Consider the following 22,200-nt stretch of genomic DNA (forward strand, 5'->3'; position numbering starts at 1 on the left):
ATCCATTAAGCGGGTTAGGCTTGTTCGTCGGGCTGACGGGTACTATTGCCAGTTGGCTGTTGATGTTGAGTGCATTGATATTCAGCCACCAACAGGTCAAGAAATCGGCTTAGATGTTGGTTTAGAGTCGTTTTACACGGATTCAAACGGGCATCAAGAGCCTAATCCTAGGTTTCTCCGTAAAGCAGAAGCTGATATCAAGCATAGCCAACGGGCTATCTACAAAAAGGTCAAAGGTTCAACCGGACGCCGTAAAGCAGTAGCTCAGTATTCCAGGAAACACTTAAGAGTAAGTAGGCAACGTACCGAACACGCCAAGAGACTGGCGCGTCACGTTTGCAAGTCTAACGACTTAGTAGCTTATGAAAACTTGAGGGTTGCCAATATGCTCAAAAATCACTGTTTAGCTAAGTCAATTGCTGATGCTAGCTGGTATCAGTTCAGACAGTGGCTAGAGCATTTCTCCGCCAAGTTTGGAAGATTAGCTGTTGCTGTTCCACCTCAGTACACCTCTGTTGAATGCAGTCAGTGCTAAGTGATTGTAAAAAAGTCCCTTAGCACAAGAACCCACGTTTGTAAGTGTGGATTAATTCTGCAAAGGGATTGGAACGCGGCGATAAACATTTTGCTCAAGGCAAAATCTAGGGGAGGGCATCCCCAAAGTAAAGCTGTAGGAGTTGGAGCCTCTACGCAACAGGAGCGCAAGCCTGGTAGAGCAAGTTTTGACGTTGAATACAGAATCCCACGCGCTCTATCGCCGTGGGAGTGTCAAGTGAATTGCTGGGGTATCAAGAATCCGAATTACTGGCGACAACTTTTCAGGACATTACCCATCCCGATGATTTGGACGCTGATATACGCTACACCCATCAGATGTTAGCAGGTGAGATTCAAACTTACGCAATGGAGAAGCGGTATTTTCATCAGCAAGGACATCTCATCTGGGTGCTGTTAACTGTTTCTCTGGTGCGGGATACTCAGGAAAAACCGTTGTATTTTGTGGGACAAATTCAAGATATTACTCAGATAAAGCTTACCCACAATCAGATGAAAACTCTGGTAACTGAACTCGAACGAAGTAATCGGGAATTAGAAGACTTTGCTTCTGTCGTTTCCCACGATTTGCTTTCCCCTCTGCATAAAATGCAAATGCTTAATGACTTGCTCACAGAAGAATATAGTCAGGTTCTCGATGAACAAGGGCAGGAGTACCTGGAACGGATGCGTCAGGTCAAGAATCGGATGCAAACCTTTATCAATGAATTATTGATGTTATCGCGGCTCACAACTCAAGCTCAACCTTGGGTTTCGGTAAATTTGAATACAGTTGTCCAAGAGGTGTTATCGGATTTGGATGTTCAACTCCAGGAAACCCATGGAATTGTTGATGTCGAAGAGTTGCCCACTGTAGAGGCTGACCCCCTGCAAATGCATCAACTCATGCAGAATCTGCTGAGTAATGCGCTGAAGTTTCATAAACCTGAAACAGCCCCTATTGTCAAGGTTTATTCCCAGGAGAATGAACTCCGTGATCAGTATCAAATTGTGATTAACGATAACGGGATTGGCTTTAAGCCAGAGTATAATGAGCAAATCTTTGAGGCATTTCAACGCTTACACAGCCGCCGTCACTACGAGGGTACAGGCTTGGGGTTGACGATTTGCCGCAAAATTGTTCAACGTCACGGGGGAGAGATTACCGCCTCTAGTGTTCCTGGTGAAGGGGCAACATTTATGTTTACGATTCCAAAGAAGCGAAGTTGAATGGCTCGATTATACCTAATGGATAGGCTCGGTAATTATATCATCTCTTATCATTAGATAAGTTAATATCTGAAATCACCACTCATGCTGGATCACCGTTGTCGAGTTTTACTAGTCGAAGATAACCCCGATGACATAGACAAACTACAAAAACTGATCACCACTGCCAAATCTCCCTCATTTAGCAGAGGATTTGAACTGCTTTGTGCTGAGACACTAGATGAGGGACGAGATTATTTGGCTCAAGGAGGTATCGATGTAGTGTTATTAGATTTAATGTTACCCGATAGTCGGGGGATGGAGACACTCCGGCAAATGCAGCAAACAGCATTCGATGTACCCATCATCGTCCAAAGTGTTCTCGAAGATGAGAGGGTTGCGGTTAAAGCCCTGGAAATGGGAGCTTGTGGGTATTTGCCCAAGGCGAAGCTGGATACCAGTTTACTCGTCTACGCGATTCGCGCCGCCCTTGAGCGACGATATCACCTGGCTGCACTCGAACAACATCAGCAACAGCAAGAGCTCAAAGATCTAGAAAAGTTAATCACTGGTGACATAAACTCGACCCAAAAATCGTCCAGTGTAGAACCCCTGCACAAAAGAATGCCCGATGTGTTTGAGGAACTGATGCAACACTATGGTGATTTAATGGAGTGGGCATTAGAAGAACGTATTTATAAAGTCGAGCATCAGCTGTCTATGCATCTAAATACCTTTGCCGAACAGTTAGGTTTACTCCAAGCCTCCCCCCGTGATCTCATAGAGTTACATACAAAAACCTTAAAACAGAAAAATCAAGCCGTGAATCGACGTAAGGCACAAGCCTATACCACAGAAGGGCGCTTTTTACTATTGGAAGTCATGGGTAATTTAGCGGCTTACTATCGAAGATATTTTATTGGATTGAGTAAAATTAATTTAGGAAAAGATGCGAAGAAATTCAGTCCTTGATCACAAAGAATATGGCAAAGTCCGTGAGCATCCTAGCATGTGTAAACGATATCGGCTTAAGCTTTATGTTACTGGAGACACCCCGCGATCGCAATGTGCGATCGCCAACTTGTATCGACTCTGTGAGCAGGAACTACCGAGTCAGTATAAAATAACGGTTATTGATGTTCTCCAATCTCCCCACCTCGCAGAAGCGGAACATATTTTAGTTACCCCGACATTAATTAAAGAATTTCCCAATCCTGTTCAGCGAATCGTGGGAGATTTGTCAGACACTAAAACTGTTTTATGGGGATTGAGTATCGGTGTCAAGCCCCATAAACCTTGAGCCATGGCACTTAAGCTGCTATTCTATATGTTTCCAATTCACACCAAGAAGCAAAGGAATGAGCCAACAGCCACAGTCCAATTTTATTTTTATTGACAAAGTTAAAACAGGTATTTCTGGCTTTGATCTATTAGCTGAAGGAGGACTCCCCAAAGGTAGAACCACCTTAGTTGCAGGTACAGCCGGCAGTGCGAAAACCATTTTTGCCTGTCAATTTCTCGTCGAAGGAATCAAAGAAGGAGAAAATGGCGTCTTTGTCACATTTGAAGAATCGCCTCAAGCCATTCGCCGAAATATGCAAGGTTTTGGTTGGGATATCGAACAATGGGAAGCTGAAGAAAAATGGGCATTTGTTGATGCTTCTCCCAAAACGGGAAATAGACCCTTAGTCAGTGGTGAATATGATCTCGGTCCCTTGTTAGCTCGCCTGGAATATGCAATAGAAAAAGTCAAGGCGCAACGGGTATCCATGGATTCCTTGGGAGCGGTTTTCTCTTATGTGCCAGACGTAAGCCAAGTACGCGGCGACTTATTTGATATAGCCTGGGCGTTGCGGGAACGGGAAATTACCTCAGTATTGACCTCAGAACGTACTCAGGAATACGGAGACATCAGCCGCTATGGTGTAGAAGAGTTTGTCGCCGATAATGTGGTAATCCTGCGGAATGTATTGCTTGAAGAAAAGCGTCGCCGCACGATTGAAATTCTTAAATACCGAGGGACTCCCCATCAACATGGTGAATTTCCCTTTACTATCTTGCCGGAGCAAGGCATTGTTGTCATTCCCTTCACAGCGACTAAATTAGAGCGAAAATCATCCAAAGAGCGAGTCACATCGGGTAATGCTGAGTTAGATTCTATGTGTGGGGGAGGGTTTTTTCGCGATTCTATTATTTTGGTATCGGGAGCGACGGGTACAGGCAAAACGTTAACAGCAACAGAGTTTTTAGCAGGAGGTGTCAAAAATGGAGAAAGGTGTTTACTCTTTGCCTTTGAGGAAAGCCGGGATCAGCTTTTTAGAAATGCTGCCGGTTGGGGCGTTGATTTCGAGAAGATGGAACGAGAGAAAAACCTGAAGGTTGTCTGTCGCTATCCGGAAGAAACCGGACTAGAAAATCATTTAGTGACTATGAAACAAATAATCGAGGACTTTCAGCCGCAACGAATCGCGATTGATAGTATTTCGGCATTGGGGCAGGTTACTACATTCAAAGGGTTTCGAGAATTTATTCTGGGACTTAATTCTATTATTAAAAAACTCCGAATCACCGGACTTTTTACGGCTAATACATCACCGCTTATGGGCAGTGTTTCGGTCACCGAAGCCCAAATTTCTACCAATACTGACGTGATTATTTTGTTGCGATATGTGGAGGTTCAGGGGGAAATTCATCGGGTATTAACGGTGCTAAAAATGCGCGGTTCAAGACATCATAAGGAAATTCGGGAGTTTTTAATTGATGATGATGGAATGCACATTGGCAGATCCTTCCGCAACGTTACGGGTATTCTCTCTGGTAATCCAAGTTATGTGAATCAGAGTGAACTTGACCGCCTCAGTGGTTTGTTTGAGGATTGTTAAGTAGAGACGTAGCATGCTACGTCTGGGAGCATGTAGAGACGTAGCATGCTACGTCTGGGAGCAGGGGAAGAGAATTACCAATGAACAATTAACAATTAACAATGAACAATTAACAATGAACACCATCAACACATAAAAAATGACAAATGACTTAAACCTTTTAATTCTACAAGAGTCTTCTCTGGAAACAGAGCAGATACTATCGCTATTATCTGAAGCTGGGCTAACTTCAACGTGGCAGCGCGTCAGTACAAAAGCGGAGTATTTAGAGCACCTAAATCCGACCGTTGACCTAATTTTAATTGGCTATCCCTTAGCCAAGTTTGATAGTATTGAAGCACTGTCCTATTTGCAAGAACAGAGTCTCAATATTCCTGCGATTATCATTAGCCACAGTAGCTGTGTGTCTATTGCCGTAAATTGTATGAAAGCTGGCGCAACAGACTATCTGCTCTACGACCAACTGGCACAGTTTCCTCAAGTTGTGAAGCAGGTATTAATTGCAAAGGAGAGTGAACGCCCCGGAAACACACAGGATAAGGTTTACTCTTTTGACCTAAAGCAACAGTTGCAGGTACAAACCGCAGAAGTGGCGAGACTCTCAGAACAATCTCAACAGAACCATAAGGAGAAGGAAAAGGTAGAAGCAGCACTCCTCAAAAGTGAGGCACAGTTTCAGGTTTTAATCAGCAGGAATCCAGATGGGATTATGGTGATAGACACAGATGGTATTGTGCGATTTATCAACCCAGCTGCACTGTCACTCTTTAGTCGTGAGGAAGACGAACTATTGGGTCAAATCTTGGGTTTTCCGGTAGTGGGCGAAGATAACACAGAAGTGGATGTGCGGACGGGTACTGGGGAAAATAGAGTGGCTCAGATGCGAGTGGTAGAAACTGAGTGGCAAGGAGAGATGGGTTACCTGGTTTCCCTGAGAGACATTACTCAACACAAGCGAGTGCAAGAAGAGAGGATTCAACTCTTAGAAAAAGCCGAAGCTGCTAACCGAATCAAGGATGAGTTTCTGGCAATTGTGTCTCACGAGTTGCGTACTCCACTCAATCCCATTCTAGGCTGGTCAAAACTGCTGCGAAGTCGAAAACTTAGTCCGACTAAGGTAGACAAAGCCTTAGAAACGATTGAACGGAACGCTTCCTTGCAAGCCCAACTGATTGATGATTTAATAGATGTTTCTCGGATTTTACGCGGCAAGTTGAATCTTAATGTCTGTCGTGTAGACTTGGCTCGGGTGATTAAAGCTGCCATTGAAACGATGGGTTTAGCCGCCGCCGCCAAGTCGATTGAAATTGAAACCCAGTTGGAATCAAGGGTGGGATTTGTGTCTGGTGATCCCAACCGCCTCCAGCAAGTGGTTTGGAATCTGCTATCAAATGCGGTAAAGTTTACTCCCTCGGGTGGACAAATCACCGTGCGCTTAGAAAAGATTGATTCACAGGCGCAAATCCAAGTCAGTGATACCGGTCAGGGGATCAATCCGGAATTTTTTCCACACATATTTGATTACTTCCGTCAAGAGAATAGTACAACGACGCGGAGTGTTGGTGGATTGGGATTGGGGTTGGCAATTGTCCGCCACTTGATCGAACTCCACGGAGGTAGGATTGCGGCTGAAAGTGAGGGAATTGGAAAGGGAGCAACGTTTACGGTGAGGTTACCTCTGATCTCGGATTCGCAAACTAAGATTCAGAATTCCGCGCCAGAGGATGAGGGTATGAAGCTGTAACTTAATTTCTGAACAAAGCTACCCATTGCTACTCTTTTTGGGTAGCTCTGCTATAAGCTGGTCAACAAACTCCCTAAAACGTTCTTGCCAGTCGGGAACCTCTTTAAGCTTTTCCTTTTGTCCCTCATACCCTTTAAATGCGATCGCTTCTTTATCTAGTGGTCGCTTCAGCCGTTTTTTGGCTCCTAATTTATGCCCTTTTTTAAAAGTCATTGACAATTGTTTAGCTATCGGTTAACTTATAGTTAGACTATAACACGAGGTCGATATGCTACTAGGATTTAAGACTGAGTTGCTTGTTATTAACAAGCAACGCACCCTACTAGCTAAACACTGCGGAGTTGCCCGTCATGCTTGGAATTGGGGTCTAGGATTAACTAAACAGATTCTAGACCACAACAAAGATAACCCAGACGAAAAAATTAAATTACCGACTGCGGTAGACCTCCATAAATGGCTTGTAGCGATGGTCAAGCCGCAATGTCCCTGGTACTACGAGGTGAGTAAATGCGCTCCACAGTATGCTTTAAGACAACTGTCAGAAGCATGGAAGCAAGCATTTAAGAAAATTAAACAACCGCCCCGATTTAAAAAGAAAGGACGAGCTGATAGTTATACTGTTGATGGTTCATTGGCTGTCGAACATTTCCGCGTCAAAGTTCCCGTAATTGGTTGGATTAAAACTTATGAGCGCTTACCAGTTGAACAACAGCCTAAGTCTTTCACGATAAGCCGTACAGCCGATAGATGGTTTGTAAGTTGGAAGATTGAGATTGAGCTGACCAACGAGCCTAAATCAGTCCCTGTAGTCGGTGTTGACCTTGGTGTTAAAGTATTGGCAACACTATCAACTCGCCAGGTTTTTGAAGGTGCTAAGAGCTATTCGTCTTACGAGAAGAAACTATCTCGGTTGCAATGGTTGCACCGTCATAAAGTCAAAGGTTCTGCTAATTGGGGAAAAGCTCAAATTCAGATAGCAAGGCTGCATAGAAAGATAGCTAATATCCGCAAAGACACATTGCATAAGCTGACATCCTATCTTGCCAAGAACCACAGCAGGATTGGGATTGAGGATTTAAATGTGTCAGGAATGTTAGCTAATCACAAACTAGCCAAAGCTATCCAAGATATGGGATTTTACGAGTTCCGTAGGCAGCTTGAGTATAAATGTGAACTGTATGGTTCCGAATTGGTCGTTGTTGACCGTTGGTTTGCCAGTAGTAAGACTTGCTCAAGATGTGACACCAAAAAAGAAACACTCAGTTTAAGTGAGCGAGTGTTCAAGTGTGATTATTGTGGTCTAGAAATAGACCGAGATTTAAACGCTTCCATTAATTTGGAAAGAGCCGCCAGTTAGGTGGTGCTAGCCTGTGGACAGAGTGCTGCCGACAGTTCTGGATGAAACAGGAAGTAAACGCCAAGGTCAACAATTTATATAGTTGGGTAGCCTTGGGTAGGTTTTATATAACGGTTTGGATTTAACCGATGTGACGGTATTCGTGGTTGAGGATGAGGTGGATACGCTCGAGTTGCTCACCATTATCTTGGAAGCCTACGGTGCAAGGGTTGAGGGGTTCACTTCCGCCAATGAGGCGCTTGCTGTGTTGTCTCAAGGGCAACCTGATGTGCTAATCAGTGATATTGGGATGCCAGGAATGGATGGCTATGAGTTCATTCGTCAGGTGAGAAAACTACCACGCGATCGCGGCGGGCAAATTCCGGCGATCGCACTGACGGCTTATGCGGGAGAAACTGATCATGAAAAGGCAATAGCAGCGGGCTTTGATCTTCATATGTCTAAGCCTGTTGAACCCGATCAGATTATCGAGGCGATCGCGAATCTAGTGAAGCTTTGAGTTTTGAGTTTTGAATGGCGCTGTTTACATGTCATGGGGAAATTCTATAGCGCAGCGGTGACAACGTTCCAGATAACTGCCAGCAGGGCGATCGCCGGCATGATAGTCCACACATTCTTGAAATAAAGGCGCCGCTTCTGAACAGGAACCAAAATGATATAACAAAACTGCCCTTTCAAACGTATCTTTCGTAACATTTTTTGCCTCTCGTAATTCCGGTGAATCGGCAGAAAACACTTCAAATAAACCAACCGCTTTAGCTTTGCCTTTGGCTTTCACTTGTTCGATAAATCGAAAATCGTATTCTAAGGGATTATTTAAACCTGCCAAAGTTTGATGGGTGATTAACAACGAAACCCCATATCGTTTGGTTAACCCTTCTATGCGCGAGGAGAGGTTCACCGCATCCCCAATCGCTGTTCCATCCATGCGCCCAAATCCGCCAACTGTACCTAACATTAACAATCCTGTATGCAAACCGATACCAATCCGTAGGGGTTTCAGATTCTTATCCTGTCGCGTTTTATTATATCTTTTCAATTCTTGTAACATGGCGAGCGCTCCTTTAACAGCATCATCGGCAGAATTGGGAAAGAGTGCCATAATCGCATCGCCGATATATTTATCGATAAATCCGCCATGGCTTTGAATTTGTGGCTCCATATAACCCAGATATTCATTAATAAAGGCAAAGTTTTCGGCTGGGTTCATCTGTTCGGAAATCGTTGTAAAATCGCGGATATCAGCGAATAAAACGGTCATTTCCCGTTCGACTTGATCACCGAGTTCCACATCAACAATGCTTTCTTTGTCTAAAAAGCTGAGAAACTGAGCCGGAATGAACCGCTCATACGCCGCGTTTAAGGTGGTGATATTGTCATAGAGTTTGGCATTTTCTAAAGAAATAGCGGCTTGGGTGGCGAGGGTTCGCAACAATGCCATACGCTGTTCGGTAAAGGCTCCCGTGGTTAGGTTATTTTCTAGATAGATAATCCCTTGGAGTCTCCCTTGATTGATTAAGGGGGTGCAGGCGATGGATAGACACTGATACTTTTGAATGTAGGGATCGTTGGTAAAGTTGTCTTCACGAGTTGCATCGTTTAAAACAACAGTTTTACAAGTGCGGGCGACATAATGGACAATTTTTGAGGATAGCCGTTCAAACTGATCCAAAGGAAGCGATTGCAGTACGGGAATTTCCTGGGATTCAGCTTCTTTTGTGGCTTCGACACATAACCCATTACTGCTGGGTAAAATCAAGATCCCGCGTTGCGCTCCGGCATTTTCGACGAGAATATTCATTAAAGTTGCCAGCAATTTATCTAAAACTATTTCGCTGGAAATGGCATTGCTTGATTTGATCGTTGTGGCTAAGTCTAAAATTTTCGTATCCGTCGAGTCGTTTGTCGTGTAACCCTGAAAGGTTGCCAAAATAGAGGGAAAAACTGTTAGCGATCGCAAAAACTGTGGATACTTAGCTTCTAACTCCTTTACTTTCCGTTTAGCCCCCCAAATTTTATACCCATAATGGGCATTTTTTATATATATTTTGGCAAATTCTGTCTTGCCTTTCGCCAGCCAAAATTTAGCCGCTAGTTCGTTTGCCAACGCTTCATTTTGGATAAATTTGTTTGTCCGCGCCGAATCAATAGCGCGATCATACAACTCCATGGCTTCTAAATGATCTCCAGAAATCCGCGCCATTTCTGCGGCGATCAACAGATATTTATGCAGAAAGTTTTCTGGACAATTATCTGCCCATATTTTCATTTGCTTTTGATTACTTTCTAACTGCTGCCGATAGTGCTTTTGAGTTCCCTCGTTTGCCTGTGGATAAAGGGATGCCAGAATTAATGAATGGTGAAAATTATGTTCCGAGACTTGGAAATGACCTAAAACAAAATCTATCGAGTTGCCAGCCTCTAAAATTGCCGCTAAAGCCAGCTCAAATTCTTCATATAAATACAAAATTTGGGCTTTAAAAATATTAAACGTACAAAGCCAAGCAAAACTGTTATGGGTTCGACAGGTTTCTAGATAGTCAACGTCATTAAAATCCTCGTTGTAAAAATCTAATTTCCTCTCAGTCATTCCCATTAAATTCAATAAAGCCAGTTGAAACCCCACCATCCCATCAATTGCCCATTGATTTTTTGTCTTTTGCAAAAACTGTAAATAATTGGGCATAATTTCGCTAATTTCTTTAAGATTAACTCCTTGATAAAACAAGTAACGTAACTGATGTTCCAGAGCATATCCAGAATGCCGTAATTCTCCCGATGACAAACCCGCATGATAGGAATCATCGAAAATCTGTCGCGCAAACTTGATCGGTTTTACCCAATGATTTAAATGACCGGCGAAAATCAAACAAGCCCCACATTTTTGGAGCTGACTGTTGAAGCGCTCACTCAACCTTACCGCCACACAACCAAACTCATACCCTGCTTGATAATCCCCTAAAACAGAACCCAATATAATTCCGTAAGTCACATACCCCTTTGCCGATTCGGGAATATTGCCATAAGTTAAGAAAAGATTCGCCATCTTGACGACAATAACAGCGTAGAGTTCCTGATTAAAAAAGTAAGCGGGGGGATCGATATTTTCCAACAGTTCCCCAACCATTTTTTGTTCAGGAATCGCGATTTCAGGTTCAGATAACAATGAGGCAATTGGGCGCTCGCCTAAGTTTTGTTTCGCCAGTTCGATTTCTACAGCAAGAGCCGTTTTTAGGTCGGTTTTCGGTAAATCAACCCCAAACAACGCCAGAGCTTTTCGTCCCGTTTCAATCGCCTCTGAGTAGTTAGCCATCAGCGTGTATTGAAGAATCAGCAGTTTATAAATTTCGGCTTTATCCAGTGCGGATTTAACCTGTTGTAGGGTAGAGTTAATCAGTGCTTCTGATGCCTCAAAATTACCGTTTAAATATTCAACAAAAATTCGTTCTTTATACAAATCCAAAACCAAGTCATAGTGAGTTAACCATGCCTCATTAGTCAACCCCTCCATCCCGACAACTAAATAGTCTCTAGCCGCCTCATAAGCGTTGGCATCTTTGGCTTGTTTTCCCGCCAGCAGGTTTAACTGGACTAACTCCAACCGTTCTAATTCATCGGTGATCAGCGAGCGACTCGCATTCAAGCGATCGACGATTTCAAAAATTCTTTCTGTTCGTTCTTGGCTATCGAGATTCGCCAACAACAGGCGACCTATTTTTAAATTAAATTCTTTTCGTTGCTGAACACTGATCAAGGAATAGGCAGCTTGTTGAATACGATCATGTCCGAATTTATAGGACTGAATTATCAGATTTTCATCGGCTTCGGATAACGGAAAAATAAACCCGCGTGCCAAGGACACTTTTAATAAATTAAATACTTCTTGAGCAGATTTTTGCTCAACCCAGGTCAGAAGTTTTAAGTTAAATTCTGCTCCACAACAAGCCGCTAGGGATAAAAGATTTCGGCTAATGGGTGGTAATTTTTGTAGTTTACTCACCATCAATTCCACGACATTATCCGTAAACCCCGTTCGTTCAATCGCTGCCAGATCCCATTGCCAACGTCTCTGTTCGCGATTAAATTGCAGCAATTTTTCACTAGACAAGGCTTGTAAAAATTCATTGATAAAGAAAGGATTACCGCCAGTTTTTTGCCAAACTAAACGGGCTAAATCGCGAACTATTTCCGCCTCCTGCTGGAGGGTATCGCTGATTAAACAGGTAATTTGGTTTAGGGATAAAGGGGTTAACGTAATTTGGGTAATCTCGTCACCCTTATTTTGCTGAAGTTTTTGCAGGGAAATTGCCAACGGATGACTAACCGAGACTTCATTATCGCGATAGGCTCCTAAGAGCAAAAGAGATTGGGTTTCACCGTCAAGCAAAATCCGTTCCATGAGTTTCAATGTCGCTAAATCCGCCCATTGCAAGTCATCGAGGAAAATTACCAAAGGATGCTCGACACTGCAAAAGGTACGGATAAAATTCTCAAAAACCAGGTTAAAGCGATTTTGTGATTCGTTGGCGCCTAATAGGGGAACAGCAGGTTGTTTACCGATAATCAGTTCAACTTCGGGAATAACATCAATAATAATTTGTCCGTTAGTTGCCAACGCCTGCAAGAGTTTGTCTCGCCAGATTTGTAATTTAAACTCGGTTTCTCCTAATAATTGTTCAATCAATCCGCGAAAAGCGGCAACGATGGCAGAATAGGGAATATTATGTTTAAATTGGTCGAATTTCCCCGAAATAAAATAACCCCGACGTGCTGTAATTGGTTTGTAAAGTTCTTGGACGAGAGAGGATTTGCCAATACCGGAATACCCTGCCACTAACATCAGCTCAACCTTTCCTGTCTCGGCAACTCGTTCATAAGCAGCAAGTAACGTGGCGATTTCTGTTTCTCGTCCGTAGAGTTTTTGGGGAATTTGAAAGCGATCAGAACTATCCTGTTGACCGAGAGGAAAGGGAACAATCGTGCCTGTTTCGGTTAATTGTTTGAGGCAGGTTTCTAAATCAGCTTTTAATCCATAACTACTTTGATAGCGCTCCTCAGCATTCTTTGCCATCAATTTCATGACAATCTCAAAAATGAATGTCGGGTGTGGGGTGGTGGGGATGGGGGGATTTTGGGCAATATGACAATGGACTAATTCCAAGGGATCAATAGTTTCAAAGGGTAACTTTGCTGTCAGCATTTCATAGAAGGTTACTCCCAAGGAATAAAAATCTGTGCGATAATCTAAGCCTCGATTCATTCTCCCTGTTTGTTCCGGGGAAATATAAGCCAATGTTCCTTCTAAAACATGGGGATTTTTCAGGGTGGGATTTTCTCGACTCAGTTGGGTAGCAATGCCAAAGTCAATAATTTTGAGTTCTTTGGTGTCGGGATTAAAAACAATATTGGCAGGATTAATATCTTTGTGAATAATATGTTGAGCGTGAATTTGTCCTAAACTATCGACAATGGAAATTGCCAGGACTAAAAATTCGCTTAGAGAGAGGGGTTCACGCTGTTGCAGCCATTGTTTGAGGGAAATTCCGCCAAAATCCTCTAGAGCGATCGCGTAGCTTCGTCCCCATTCTTCGAGACTGTAGGCTTTGGCGATACCTGGAGACTCTAACTGGCAAGTGAGGTGATATTCTTGTTTATAGCGTCGGATTTGCTCTGTCGTGGGATAGTCTCGGTTGAGAAATTTGAGGATGACGGGTTGGCGATCGCGAATTCGCCGAGCGTGATACACTTGCGAGTTCTCGCTGTCGTGGATTTGCCTGAAATCTTCGTATCCAGCAAGAGAAACCATGAAATGTCCGACTAGAAGGGAAAAATCAATATTCTGGTTGTAACATATTTAATCTCTTTTCCCAGACGTTCTACCTTTACATTTCTACATGTTCCCAAGATGCTTCTTGCATCGCGTCTCTACTTATGACGGTGACAGCGTTGGAGATAACTTTGAGCGGCGCGATCGCAGGAATCCTCCACGTATTCTTAAAATAAACGTGCAGCTTCGGTAAAAAAACCAAAGTGATAGCACAAAACTGCCTGTTAAAACGTATCTTTTGTTGCAATTTTTGCCTCTGGCAATTCAGGTGAATCGGCAGAAAACATTTCAAATAAAGAGTATCAATCTGCCAAAACCATCTTAGGCGCAAGCACTAACTCACATTCTGATTCAATCACCTGAGTAATACCCAAAAATGTCCCATTTTCGTGATAAACTCGTCTAATATTGCCAGCAGAATCAGTAGAGACATCTTGATCGGTCATATCCTGTTCATCTAAACCGTGATCATTTCCTGGCTCATTACCCTCTACCTTGTGATCTATGCCTTCTGCCTTTTGGATAATACGTTGACCCTGACACCAACGACGAGCATCATCTGCTGATAACGTAACCTTCCCTAAATGTTCTAACGCAGCTTCTGGTGGAATGGAATTAAAGGTTCCTGCTTCTACCTGTTGTGCCAATTCCTCTAAGGTTAAACTCTGTTCTAAACTAAATCCACTGCTTTGAGTACGAATCAGAGACGCTAACGTTCCACCAGTCTTAAGCACCTCTCCCAAATCACGAGCAATGGAACGAATATAGGTTCCCGCACCACAGGCGATCGCAACATCCAATTCTGCCCATTCCCCTGGACGCCAATCTAACACCTCAATCTGATACACTTCAACCTGTCGCGTCGGAATTTCCGCCGTTTTACCCGCCCTCGCTAAATCGTACAATCGCTTCCCCTGAACCTGAACCGCACTGTACATCGGGGGAATTTGCTCGATTTTTCCTTGAAACTGTTCCAGCAAAGGCAAAACTGTCTCCTGGGTTAACCCAGATGCAGAAGCACTCGCCACCACCTCTCCCTCTAAATCATCGGTTGTTGTCTTCACCCCCAACCGAATCGTCGCCCGATATGCCTTATCTGAGGTCATATACTGTAACAAACGGGTAGCTCTACCCAGTGCGATCGGCAAAACCCCCGTAGCCCCTGGATCTAAAGTCCCCCCATGTCCCACTCGTTTCAGCCGCAGCAGACGCCGCACTTTCGCTACACAATCGTGAGACGTGAATCCTGTGGGTTTGTTTAAATTCAAAAATCCTTGCATTCTTCAACACAGATTACACAGATAGCAATGACATTCACAACAAGACTCAATCGTGAACAACACAGATTGTCACAGACAACTAAACAATCTCCCCGACAATCTAACTTTGCCCCCTCACAACCAACACATCTGTGAAATCAGTGCGACTAACCTATCCCACCCCACCCCTACCAGTTCGATAAAATCCGTGAAATCAGTGTTGCTATAAACAGCAACAACATTCAAGCAATACTAGCTGAGTAATTTCCTCCTTTGGGCAATGAAACTTGAAGTGGTACTGATAAATCAATTATTCAGTTACACAGCTTCCTAGATTCTAGTTGAGGAACTATCAACGTTCTCGATGAATGTTGCTGCTGTTATGGCTTTCGTTGCTATCTTCTGATGAGACAGATATTAGATAAGACAGGTTTTTTATTCCTCCTAATTCTAACGTTTGTAGACTAAGCTGTTTTATCTGTCACCAGAACTTATGTAGCTTTATATTTAATTTAGCACGATTTCTGAGAGAGGCAACCCCTTGATACAGTCTTTTATATTTGTTTAAAAACTACAAAAACCTGAAACATAAGTTTACGGAAGGGGAATTAAAAGCGGTGCTTGTGGTGAGGGGGAGGAGTTCCTCTGTTCATCCGTCTGTTCAGAGAGCTGATTTAGGGTTAAAGACTCGACTAAACTCAAAGGCATGGCGTCTTGACTGAGGAATTGTGCATAAGCCGCACTGAGGTAAGGCTGGTATTCAGATTGACCCGCGATATAGGCTTTAAAAAAGGCAACACTCAGCGCCTGGGTATAGGCTTGAGCAATTGCTGGATCAGGACCCATCACTTCTGCCGGCAATTCTACCGCCGTTGTCGAGACACCGAGATTAGAGAAGTGAGTGCCTTTATTCTGCAATACTAAATACTTATTCGGCGACTTTAGCCAGGTAAAGGGTTGAATCTGTTCCGGGAGGGCGGGTGCTACGGTATCATTACTCCCGGAAATTAGCATCAGGGGGATTTGAATCTGAGCAAACTCAGATTTACCAAAGATAGCACTGCCCACGGGATTAATTGCGATCGCGGCTTGAATCCGTGGATCACGAAAGTCATAGTCCGCTATCGGTAATTCCAATGTCCGACATTGCAGCAGCAGTGATACATTCAAGGAATCCTCTGACTCCCCACAAACTTGCTGCAATCGCTCAAAATTAAATTCAGCACCCGCTAGCGCCAACAGGGTGTAACCCCCAAAGGATTGACCCAATACACCAACGTTGTCCAGATTTAACTGTCTTTGATCGGACTGTTCGAGTTGATCGAGCAAAAAGGTAATATCCAAGGGACGGTTAATGAATTCTGACGGCGGCGTCACCTCACTGGCTAATCCTCGACTCAGTGCTTGTAATTGATTCGCATTACTGCCAGGATGTTCCGGTACCGCTACGGCAAAGCCATAAGACGCTAAGTGCTGCGCTAAATACTCAAACGTCATCCGATCAGAACCGAGTCCATGGGAAATTACAATTAGGGGAGTCAACCCAACCCTTGCCATATCAGAAGAGGGTAAATACAAATCCACTGGAAATCGGCGTCCTCGACTCGGATCACTCAACGTCAGGGTTTGTTTAGAATAGGCAATCGGTCCGGGTGCCGCCAAGTCGGGTAATTCGGAAAAGTTGGGTAGCATTCGGGGAAACTCGGACTCTATCTGAGCTTGAATTTCCGCCATCGCCTCCTGATTCACCCCGGCTATTGCCTGTTGGGTTTGCCGACTCAACCGAGACAGTTCTTCAATAATTTCAAAACTACGGGCAGAGTTAATCCTTATACCATAAGTGGGAAACTCCTGCAGTACATTTAATAATGTTAGCCCCTCCGGTTGAGCCGCCGCTTTGATTAATGCAGCGCGAATGGCATAGAATCCCTCTTGACCGGCTTTGGTTTGAATTACTTCCCCCAACCGTTCCAGAATTGCTTCCCCTTGAGGCGAATAGAGAAACTGTGCGATCGCGACTGGACTCACATCGATAGGTGTGACTAAAACTTGCCGTAACCGTTCTAACTGTTGCGGTTCCACATAACTGGCATAAAACGCCAATTCCGGCTCAATTTTACCCTCGGTGGCGTAAATTTCTAGTGCCGCAATAGACAGAGAAAATTCTAAAGGACCATAGGGAATATAGATTTTCGTCGCGCCCTGAACCGGACTAGACATGATCACCGGCGCAACAGATAATCCCAGATTCACTAAGGCAAGCCCTAATTTGAACAGGGGATTAGTGATTGGGGATTGGGGATTGGGGATTGGCACAGTTATTATAATGTCCGTTTAAACTGAGATCTTGCTCCATTCTCAATAGGGCGGTTGAAACCGCAGCTACACAAATGAAACCCGCCGAGGCTTCGGCAAGCTTCGCTCCCCCCGGCTTCCCAAACTCTTAATCTTATGTGAGTCTGCCCAGGCGGATTTGGTTTGGGGAGCCGGAAGCTCCTCCAATCATAATTCAAAATTGATATCTCTTGCTATTAAAATCATCCCATTGCCCCCACATCCAAAGCTTGTCGAACTTGCGGCAGCGCTTCATATAGAATAGAGCTGCTTTATCCTGATTATTTTCTCGACAAATTTCTTTAAATATTTTATATCCTTCGGCAAATCTTCGGCTATAAAAAAGATGAATTCCCAACTCGAAGTTACCTCGATGCTTAATTTTTAGATTAACCGTCGTCAGCGGATCACCATCAAAGGCTTCAAAAACAGAGACGGCTTTTTTCCTTCCTTTGACAGGAACTTTCCCTAAAAATCGGTAATTATAGCTTAGGGGATTATCCAGACTCAGCAAAAACTTTTCACTAAAGATAATCGACGCCCCAAAAATCTTCGTCAATCCTTCCAAACGAGATGCCAGATTCACGGCATCAGAAATAACTGTTGCCTCCATCCGTTGTTCTTCGCCAATAGTACCTAGCATCAGACTACCACTATGGAGTCCCATGCCAACCGAAATCGGCAGGTTTCCCTTTTTTTCTTGCTTACCGTTATAGATGGCGATCTGTTTTTGCATCTCAATCGCCGCGTCCAATGCTTCTTCAGCTTTTTCCGGAAAGACTGCCATGACTGCATCACCAATGTACTTATCGACAAAACCATTGTGCTGGCGAATAGTGGGGACAACTTTCTTAAAATAATTATTGATGAAATCAAAATTTTCCTGGGGTGACATTTTCTCAGATAGGGTAGTAAATGACCGAATATCTGCAAACATAATTGTCATATCCCTTTGAACGCAATCCCCCAATTTAGCCTCACTGAGGTTGGTATATCCTAAAATCTGTAGCAATTTAAGCGGGATGAACCGGTTGCAGGTTGCATTGATTTGGGTAAGTTTCAGATAAGGATTAATCCGGGCAATCATCTGATTGGGGTCAAGGGGCTTAGTCCAATAATCATTGATGCGGTAGCTCCAGATTTTTTCCCAGTCCGGTGGTTTTTCTTTATCGTCAACGAGAATAATTGGCAATTCATTGGCTGAGAAAAAACGGCGAATGCTTTGACAAAGGTCATAGCCATTCATTTCGGGCATTACGGCATCCACAATCAGCAAGTCAGGCTTAAAGCCTTTTTCGACTTCTGCCAAGGCTTGTCTACCACTAGATGCCTGTTTTATGACGTAAGATTGAGAAGACAAGATCGAGTCAATCAGGGGCTGCCAATTGACAAGTTTATTGTCTACAATTAAAATTTTAAATGATTGGATTAAGTCTGTGGCTGATTTAAATTCGGCTGATATTTTTTGGGGGGGTTTTACTAGAGACAGAGGGTTTTTCACAGACGCCGCCAATTCGGTTTGTTGATTGCCAGAAATGGGGAGCGTTAAAATAAAGCGTGAACCCTGGTTGCCGATTGATTCAATTCGGAGTTGACCGCCGTTGAGTTCTACCAAACGACTGGTTAAGATCAATCCTAAAGCGGTACTGCTATACTGTTGGATTGTGGCACTATAAGCATTTTCCAGTAATTGATCTGCCGGAATGCTGATGCCGATATCCGCCACAGTCAGTTCTAATTGATCAGGGGTGATAGTTGCACAAATGTCGATCGCGCCTTTTTCGGTAAACTTAATCATGTCAATGATTAAGTTATACAAAATTTGCTGCAATTGATTGGCATCAGCATTGAATTGGGGGAAATCAATGGCAATGGAGTTACGTAATTGTAATTGTTTGGGGCGGATCAAGGGTTGACAAAGGTCCAACACCTCTTGAGCGATGGAGCGTAGATCAACTGACTGATAGAGACATTGAGGAGGATTTGGCTTTAAGGTGAGGGCATCGAAAAGGGTATCGGTAAAATTGGCAACACGCTTAACCTTTGCCATCAACGCAGAAAGGTTAGGATTGGGCTGTTGTGAAAGAAAATTAAGGTCTTTATCAGACAAATATTCAGCCATGTCTTGGAGGCGATCGCGAAATGTTGGCGTTTGGTTAAATGTCTGGTTGAGAACCTTGGGCTTGTGCCAAAAAGGGGTAGCATCATTATTGGTATTTAGGGCTGGGTTCGTGGCGAGTTTAGCCGCAACCGTTGAGGGAGTGCGATCGCCTGATCGTTTCAGATTCGGGTTATCCTGAAACGGTAGCAATGCTGGAACTTCACCCAACAAAGGGTTTTCGGCATCATCTTGAACCTTGGCGAACACCTTAGCCAATCCGAAGGCGATCGGGAGTGCCAAAATTAAACTCAGACTCACCAGGCTCAAAACCAGCCAGAGGAGTTTCTGGGTGGGATAAAATTCTTCAGTGAGATAGCCAGATGCCAGATAGAAAAAACCGAGATTGGTACTAATGATGGCAACGACACACAGAAGGATGACGGAGCGTTTCATAAGGTTTAGAGTTTGGGATGGTTAAATGCATCGATTTGATCAAGTCAATGCCAACTCACGGCTTCTATTGCTGATCTAGATGTAATATTGGCGATCGGTTCTCAACGCTTCCGAAAAAAACTGATATTTTACATCATCCGCCTCAAAATTCAACTGATCCGATAAAAATCTGCTAAATTTTTAGGACGGTGCTTCTTGCCAAAACCTGGGTAGCCGTAGGAGACTGACATCGGTAAAAATTGGTGCTGGGTTGGATTGCCCCAGCCAACGTGCTTTCTGGCAAGCGCCGATCCACTGAGTCATCGGAGAAGGAACATGACGGCATTAAAAGGACGAGACGTGTTAGGTTTAGCTGACCTGAGTGCGAGTGAAATTCACGAACTGTTGCATCTAGCTACCCAGTTGAAAATCGGTCAGGTTAACCTGCGATGCAATAAGGTGTTAGGGCTTTTGTTTTATAAGGCATCGACCCGAACCCGAGTCAGTTTTTCGGTGGCAATGTACCAACTGGGGGGTCAGGTTATTGACTTGAACCCCAATGTTACCCAGGTGGGTCGGGGAGAACCTGTGGTAGATACAGCCCGGGTCTTGGATCGGTATTTAGACATCCTGGCAATTCGCACCTTTGAGCAAAAAGAATTAGAAACCTTTGCTGAGTATGCTCAGATTCCCATTATTAATGCCCTGACTGACTTAGAACATCCTTGTCAGGTCTTGGCAGACTTGTTGACTATTCAAGAGTGCTTTGGGTCACTTGCGGGTGTAACGGTAGTGTACTTGGGAGATGGTAATAATGTGGCTCACTCACTCATGGTAGGATGCGCCCTCATGGGTATGAATATCAGAGTTGCCACACCATCAGCTTACCAACCGAATAGTTTAATTGTAGATCGAGCTAAACAACTGGCGGTATCGAGTGAAATCACGATTACGGATGATCCTAAGGCAGCGGTTAAGGGCGCTAATGTGATTTATACCGATGTTTGGGCAAGTATGGGTCAGGAGGCGTCAGCCGATGCACGAATTCCTGTATTTCTACCGTATCAGGTCAATGAACAACTCTTGAGTCTAGCGGCACAGGATGCGATCGTGTTGCACTGTTTGCCCGCCCACCGAGGCGAAGAGATTACCGCAGAGGTGATGGAAGGTTCGCGATCGCGCATTTGGGATCAAGCCGAAAACCGGATGCACGCCCAGAAAGCTTTACTCGCTAGTCTTTTAGGCGCTGATTGAGGTATATCCAGGGATTCTAGGAGCTCTTGAAGCAAGCCAAAAAGCGCAGCATCCTCTGTCCTCCCCCCTCTTGTCGGGGGGAACTAGGGGGGTTGGGATTGGGTTTGGGTTTGAGGTAATCGGGCGCACGCCGTGCGCCCCTACATCAGGGATAATTCATGGGGTAGGGGCACCATATTATCGTACCCTATATCGTGCCCTAATCTAGCGGAATTTAACTCGCAGACGAGTCTTTGATACTCATAAACGAGTCTTGGATACTCATAAACGAGTCTTTGATACTCATAAACGAGTCTTTAATACTCATAAACGAGTCTTTGATACTCATAAACGAGTCTTTGATACTCACCGACGAGTCTTTGATACTCACCGACGAGTCTTTGATACTCACCGACGAGTCTTTGATACTCACCGACGAGTCTTTGATACTCACCGACGAGTCTTTGATACTCACCGACGAATCTATAATACTCGTCAACAGAATCCATCTCCTCCCCACCCTGTAGAGACGTTGCATGCAACGTCTCTACAATGCCATGGCGCGTCTCTACAACTGGGATGCAGCCCAGCCAAACCTGAATCACAAAACAATCAGGCTAAAGCCGCAATAATTCTTTCTGTGCCCGTATTCTTATCTAATCCTGCCTTTCCCAATATCCCTCAACCGCTTAACTCGTTGGCGCCGAACCCGCATCTGACTTGGGCGTCTTCGCCTTCATCGCCTTAAACCGTTCTCCTAATTCCTCCGCCGCCGCCTTTAAACCAGGGGTGCGCTTAGCCGCCGTCTTCACATACTCATACACCTCTAAACTACTCGCCATCGCCTCACTTCCCACCGCCAGCAGCGTATCATCTACCTTTTCCTCCAGTTGGCGCAACTCCAAGAAAATTTCCTGCAGCGCCAGTGCTAACTTATAATCCTGGACAAATTCATTAAAATCAAAGCTATTGGGCAAAATATCCGGATTCGACTGGGCAATATTTAAACTATTCTGGACAAATCCCAAGCTTTTATCCCCCATCTTAAACAGCTTACGGCGTTCTTCAACACTCAGATTCACCAAGAACGAGAGTTTTTCCTCAATGGTTTTGATAGCGGCTTTAATCGCTTCTTTATCTTCGTCCGAAAGCGTCGCGCTAATATTTTGGTAGGGCATAATCGTTATCCTGAAAAGATTCTGTGAATAGATGAGCTAATCCAGATTCAGTCGGTGCTAGGGTTCAGTGATCACAAATAAGCCAAAAGTATAGATGACTGAATACTGAA

16 protein-coding genes and 1 pseudogene are annotated in these 22,200 nt (G+C 44.1%); 9 read left to right on the top strand and 8 right to left on the bottom strand.

Going from position 1 to position 22,200, the window contains the following annotated elements; genetic code table 11:
* From RLO19_RS13650 to RLO19_RS13675, 6 genes and pseudogenes are all read left to right on the top strand, one after another.
* Window positions 1-776: pseudogene (locus tag RLO19_RS13650) on the top strand (RNA-guided endonuclease InsQ/TnpB family protein); the annotation flags it as partial.
* A complete protein-coding gene (locus tag RLO19_RS13655) occupies window positions 766-1,764 on the top strand; it encodes a sensor histidine kinase (protein WP_446357169.1) in 999 nt (332 codons plus the stop codon). The pseudogene RLO19_RS13650 and the gene RLO19_RS13655, both read left to right, overlap by 11 nt.
* Window positions 1,765-1,848: 84 nt before the next feature.
* Window positions 1,849-2,715, top strand: a complete 867-nt coding sequence (locus tag RLO19_RS13660; protein ID WP_446357171.1) for a response regulator transcription factor — start codon at window positions 1,849-1,851, stop codon at window positions 2,713-2,715.
* Window positions 2,716-2,752: 37 nt separating this feature from the next.
* Window positions 2,753-3,043, top strand: coding sequence for a circadian clock KaiB family protein (locus RLO19_RS13665; RefSeq protein WP_446357294.1), 291 nt, complete (start codon window positions 2,753-2,755; stop codon window positions 3,041-3,043).
* A 58-nt stretch (window positions 3,044-3,101) separates the two neighbouring features.
* Complete coding sequence (kaiC, locus tag RLO19_RS13670; protein WP_446357173.1) at window positions 3,102-4,625, top strand: circadian clock protein KaiC; 1,524 nt, start codon at window positions 3,102-3,104, stop codon at window positions 4,623-4,625.
* A 139-nt stretch (window positions 4,626-4,764) separates the two neighbouring features.
* Window positions 4,765-6,369 carry an ATP-binding protein gene (locus tag RLO19_RS13675; protein WP_446357175.1) on the top strand — a complete coding sequence of 535 codons (1,605 nt, stop codon included), beginning with the start codon at window positions 4,765-4,767 and terminating at the stop codon, window positions 6,367-6,369.
* Between the two features lie 18 nt (window positions 6,370-6,387).
* Here RLO19_RS13675 and RLO19_RS13680 read toward each other — a convergent pair whose 3' ends face one another.
* A complete protein-coding gene (locus RLO19_RS13680; protein ID WP_446357177.1) occupies window positions 6,388-6,582 on the bottom strand; it encodes a hypothetical protein in 195 nt (64 codons plus the stop codon).
* A gap of 55 nt (window positions 6,583-6,637) precedes the next feature.
* On the opposite strand from RLO19_RS13680, the gene RLO19_RS13685 reads away from it, so the two are divergent.
* A complete protein-coding gene (locus RLO19_RS13685; RefSeq protein WP_446357179.1) occupies window positions 6,638-7,726 on the top strand; it encodes an RNA-guided endonuclease InsQ/TnpB family protein in 1,089 nt (362 codons plus the stop codon).
* A 115-nt stretch (window positions 7,727-7,841) separates the two neighbouring features.
* The gene (locus RLO19_RS13690; protein ID WP_446357180.1) at window positions 7,842-8,225 is read left to right on the top strand and encodes a response regulator; all 384 of its coding nucleotides are present in this window, start codon (window positions 7,842-7,844) and stop codon (window positions 8,223-8,225) included.
* Between the two features lie 24 nt (window positions 8,226-8,249).
* Here RLO19_RS13690 and RLO19_RS13695 read toward each other — a convergent pair whose 3' ends face one another.
* The 5 genes from RLO19_RS13695 to RLO19_RS13715 form a co-directional block, all read right to left on the bottom strand.
* Window positions 8,250-13,532 carry an AAA family ATPase gene (locus RLO19_RS13695; protein ID WP_446357182.1) on the bottom strand — a complete coding sequence of 1,761 codons (5,283 nt, stop codon included), beginning with the start codon at window positions 13,530-13,532 and terminating at the stop codon, window positions 8,250-8,252.
* A 323-nt stretch (window positions 13,533-13,855) separates the two neighbouring features.
* Window positions 13,856-14,833: a tRNA pseudouridine(55) synthase TruB gene (truB, locus tag RLO19_RS13700; protein ID WP_446357183.1), complete on the bottom strand. Its 978-nt coding sequence runs from the start codon at window positions 14,831-14,833 to the stop codon at window positions 13,856-13,858.
* Window positions 14,834-15,406: 573 nt separating this feature from the next.
* Window positions 15,407-17,032 carry an alpha/beta hydrolase gene (locus tag RLO19_RS13705; protein ID WP_446357295.1) on the bottom strand — a complete coding sequence of 542 codons (1,626 nt, stop codon included), beginning with the start codon at window positions 17,030-17,032 and terminating at the stop codon, window positions 15,407-15,409.
* A 289-nt stretch (window positions 17,033-17,321) separates the two neighbouring features.
* Entirely contained in the window at window positions 17,322-19,700 is a 2,379-nt protein-coding gene (locus RLO19_RS13710; RefSeq protein ID WP_446357184.1) for an adenylate/guanylate cyclase domain-containing protein, read from the bottom strand.
* Window positions 19,701-19,880: 180 nt separating this feature from the next.
* Window positions 19,881-20,003 carry a hypothetical protein gene (locus RLO19_RS13715; RefSeq protein WP_446334573.1) on the bottom strand — a complete coding sequence of 41 codons (123 nt, stop codon included), beginning with the start codon at window positions 20,001-20,003 and terminating at the stop codon, window positions 19,881-19,883.
* A gap of 12 nt (window positions 20,004-20,015) precedes the next feature.
* Here RLO19_RS13715 and argF point away from each other — a divergent pair, with 12 nt between their 5' ends.
* On the top strand, window positions 20,016-20,933 hold the full coding sequence (gene argF / locus RLO19_RS13720) for an ornithine carbamoyltransferase (RefSeq protein ID WP_446357186.1): 918 nt from the start codon (window positions 20,016-20,018) through the stop codon (window positions 20,931-20,933).
* A gap of 214 nt (window positions 20,934-21,147) precedes the next feature.
* On the opposite strand, the gene RLO19_RS13725 is transcribed toward argF, so the two are convergent.
* Together RLO19_RS13725 and RLO19_RS13730 are read right to left on the bottom strand one after the other, a co-directional pair.
* Window positions 21,148-21,450 carry a hypothetical protein gene (locus tag RLO19_RS13725; protein WP_446357188.1) on the bottom strand — a complete coding sequence of 101 codons (303 nt, stop codon included), beginning with the start codon at window positions 21,448-21,450 and terminating at the stop codon, window positions 21,148-21,150.
* A gap of 151 nt (window positions 21,451-21,601) precedes the next feature.
* On the bottom strand, window positions 21,602-22,090 hold the full coding sequence (locus RLO19_RS13730) for a hypothetical protein (protein WP_446357190.1): 489 nt from the start codon (window positions 22,088-22,090) through the stop codon (window positions 21,602-21,604).
* Window positions 22,091-22,200: the final 110 nt, after the last annotated feature.

This window comes from Coleofasciculus sp. G2-EDA-02 (assembly GCF_040226375.1).
Classification (GTDB): domain Bacteria; phylum Cyanobacteriota; class Cyanobacteriia; order Cyanobacteriales; family Coleofasciculaceae; genus Coleofasciculus.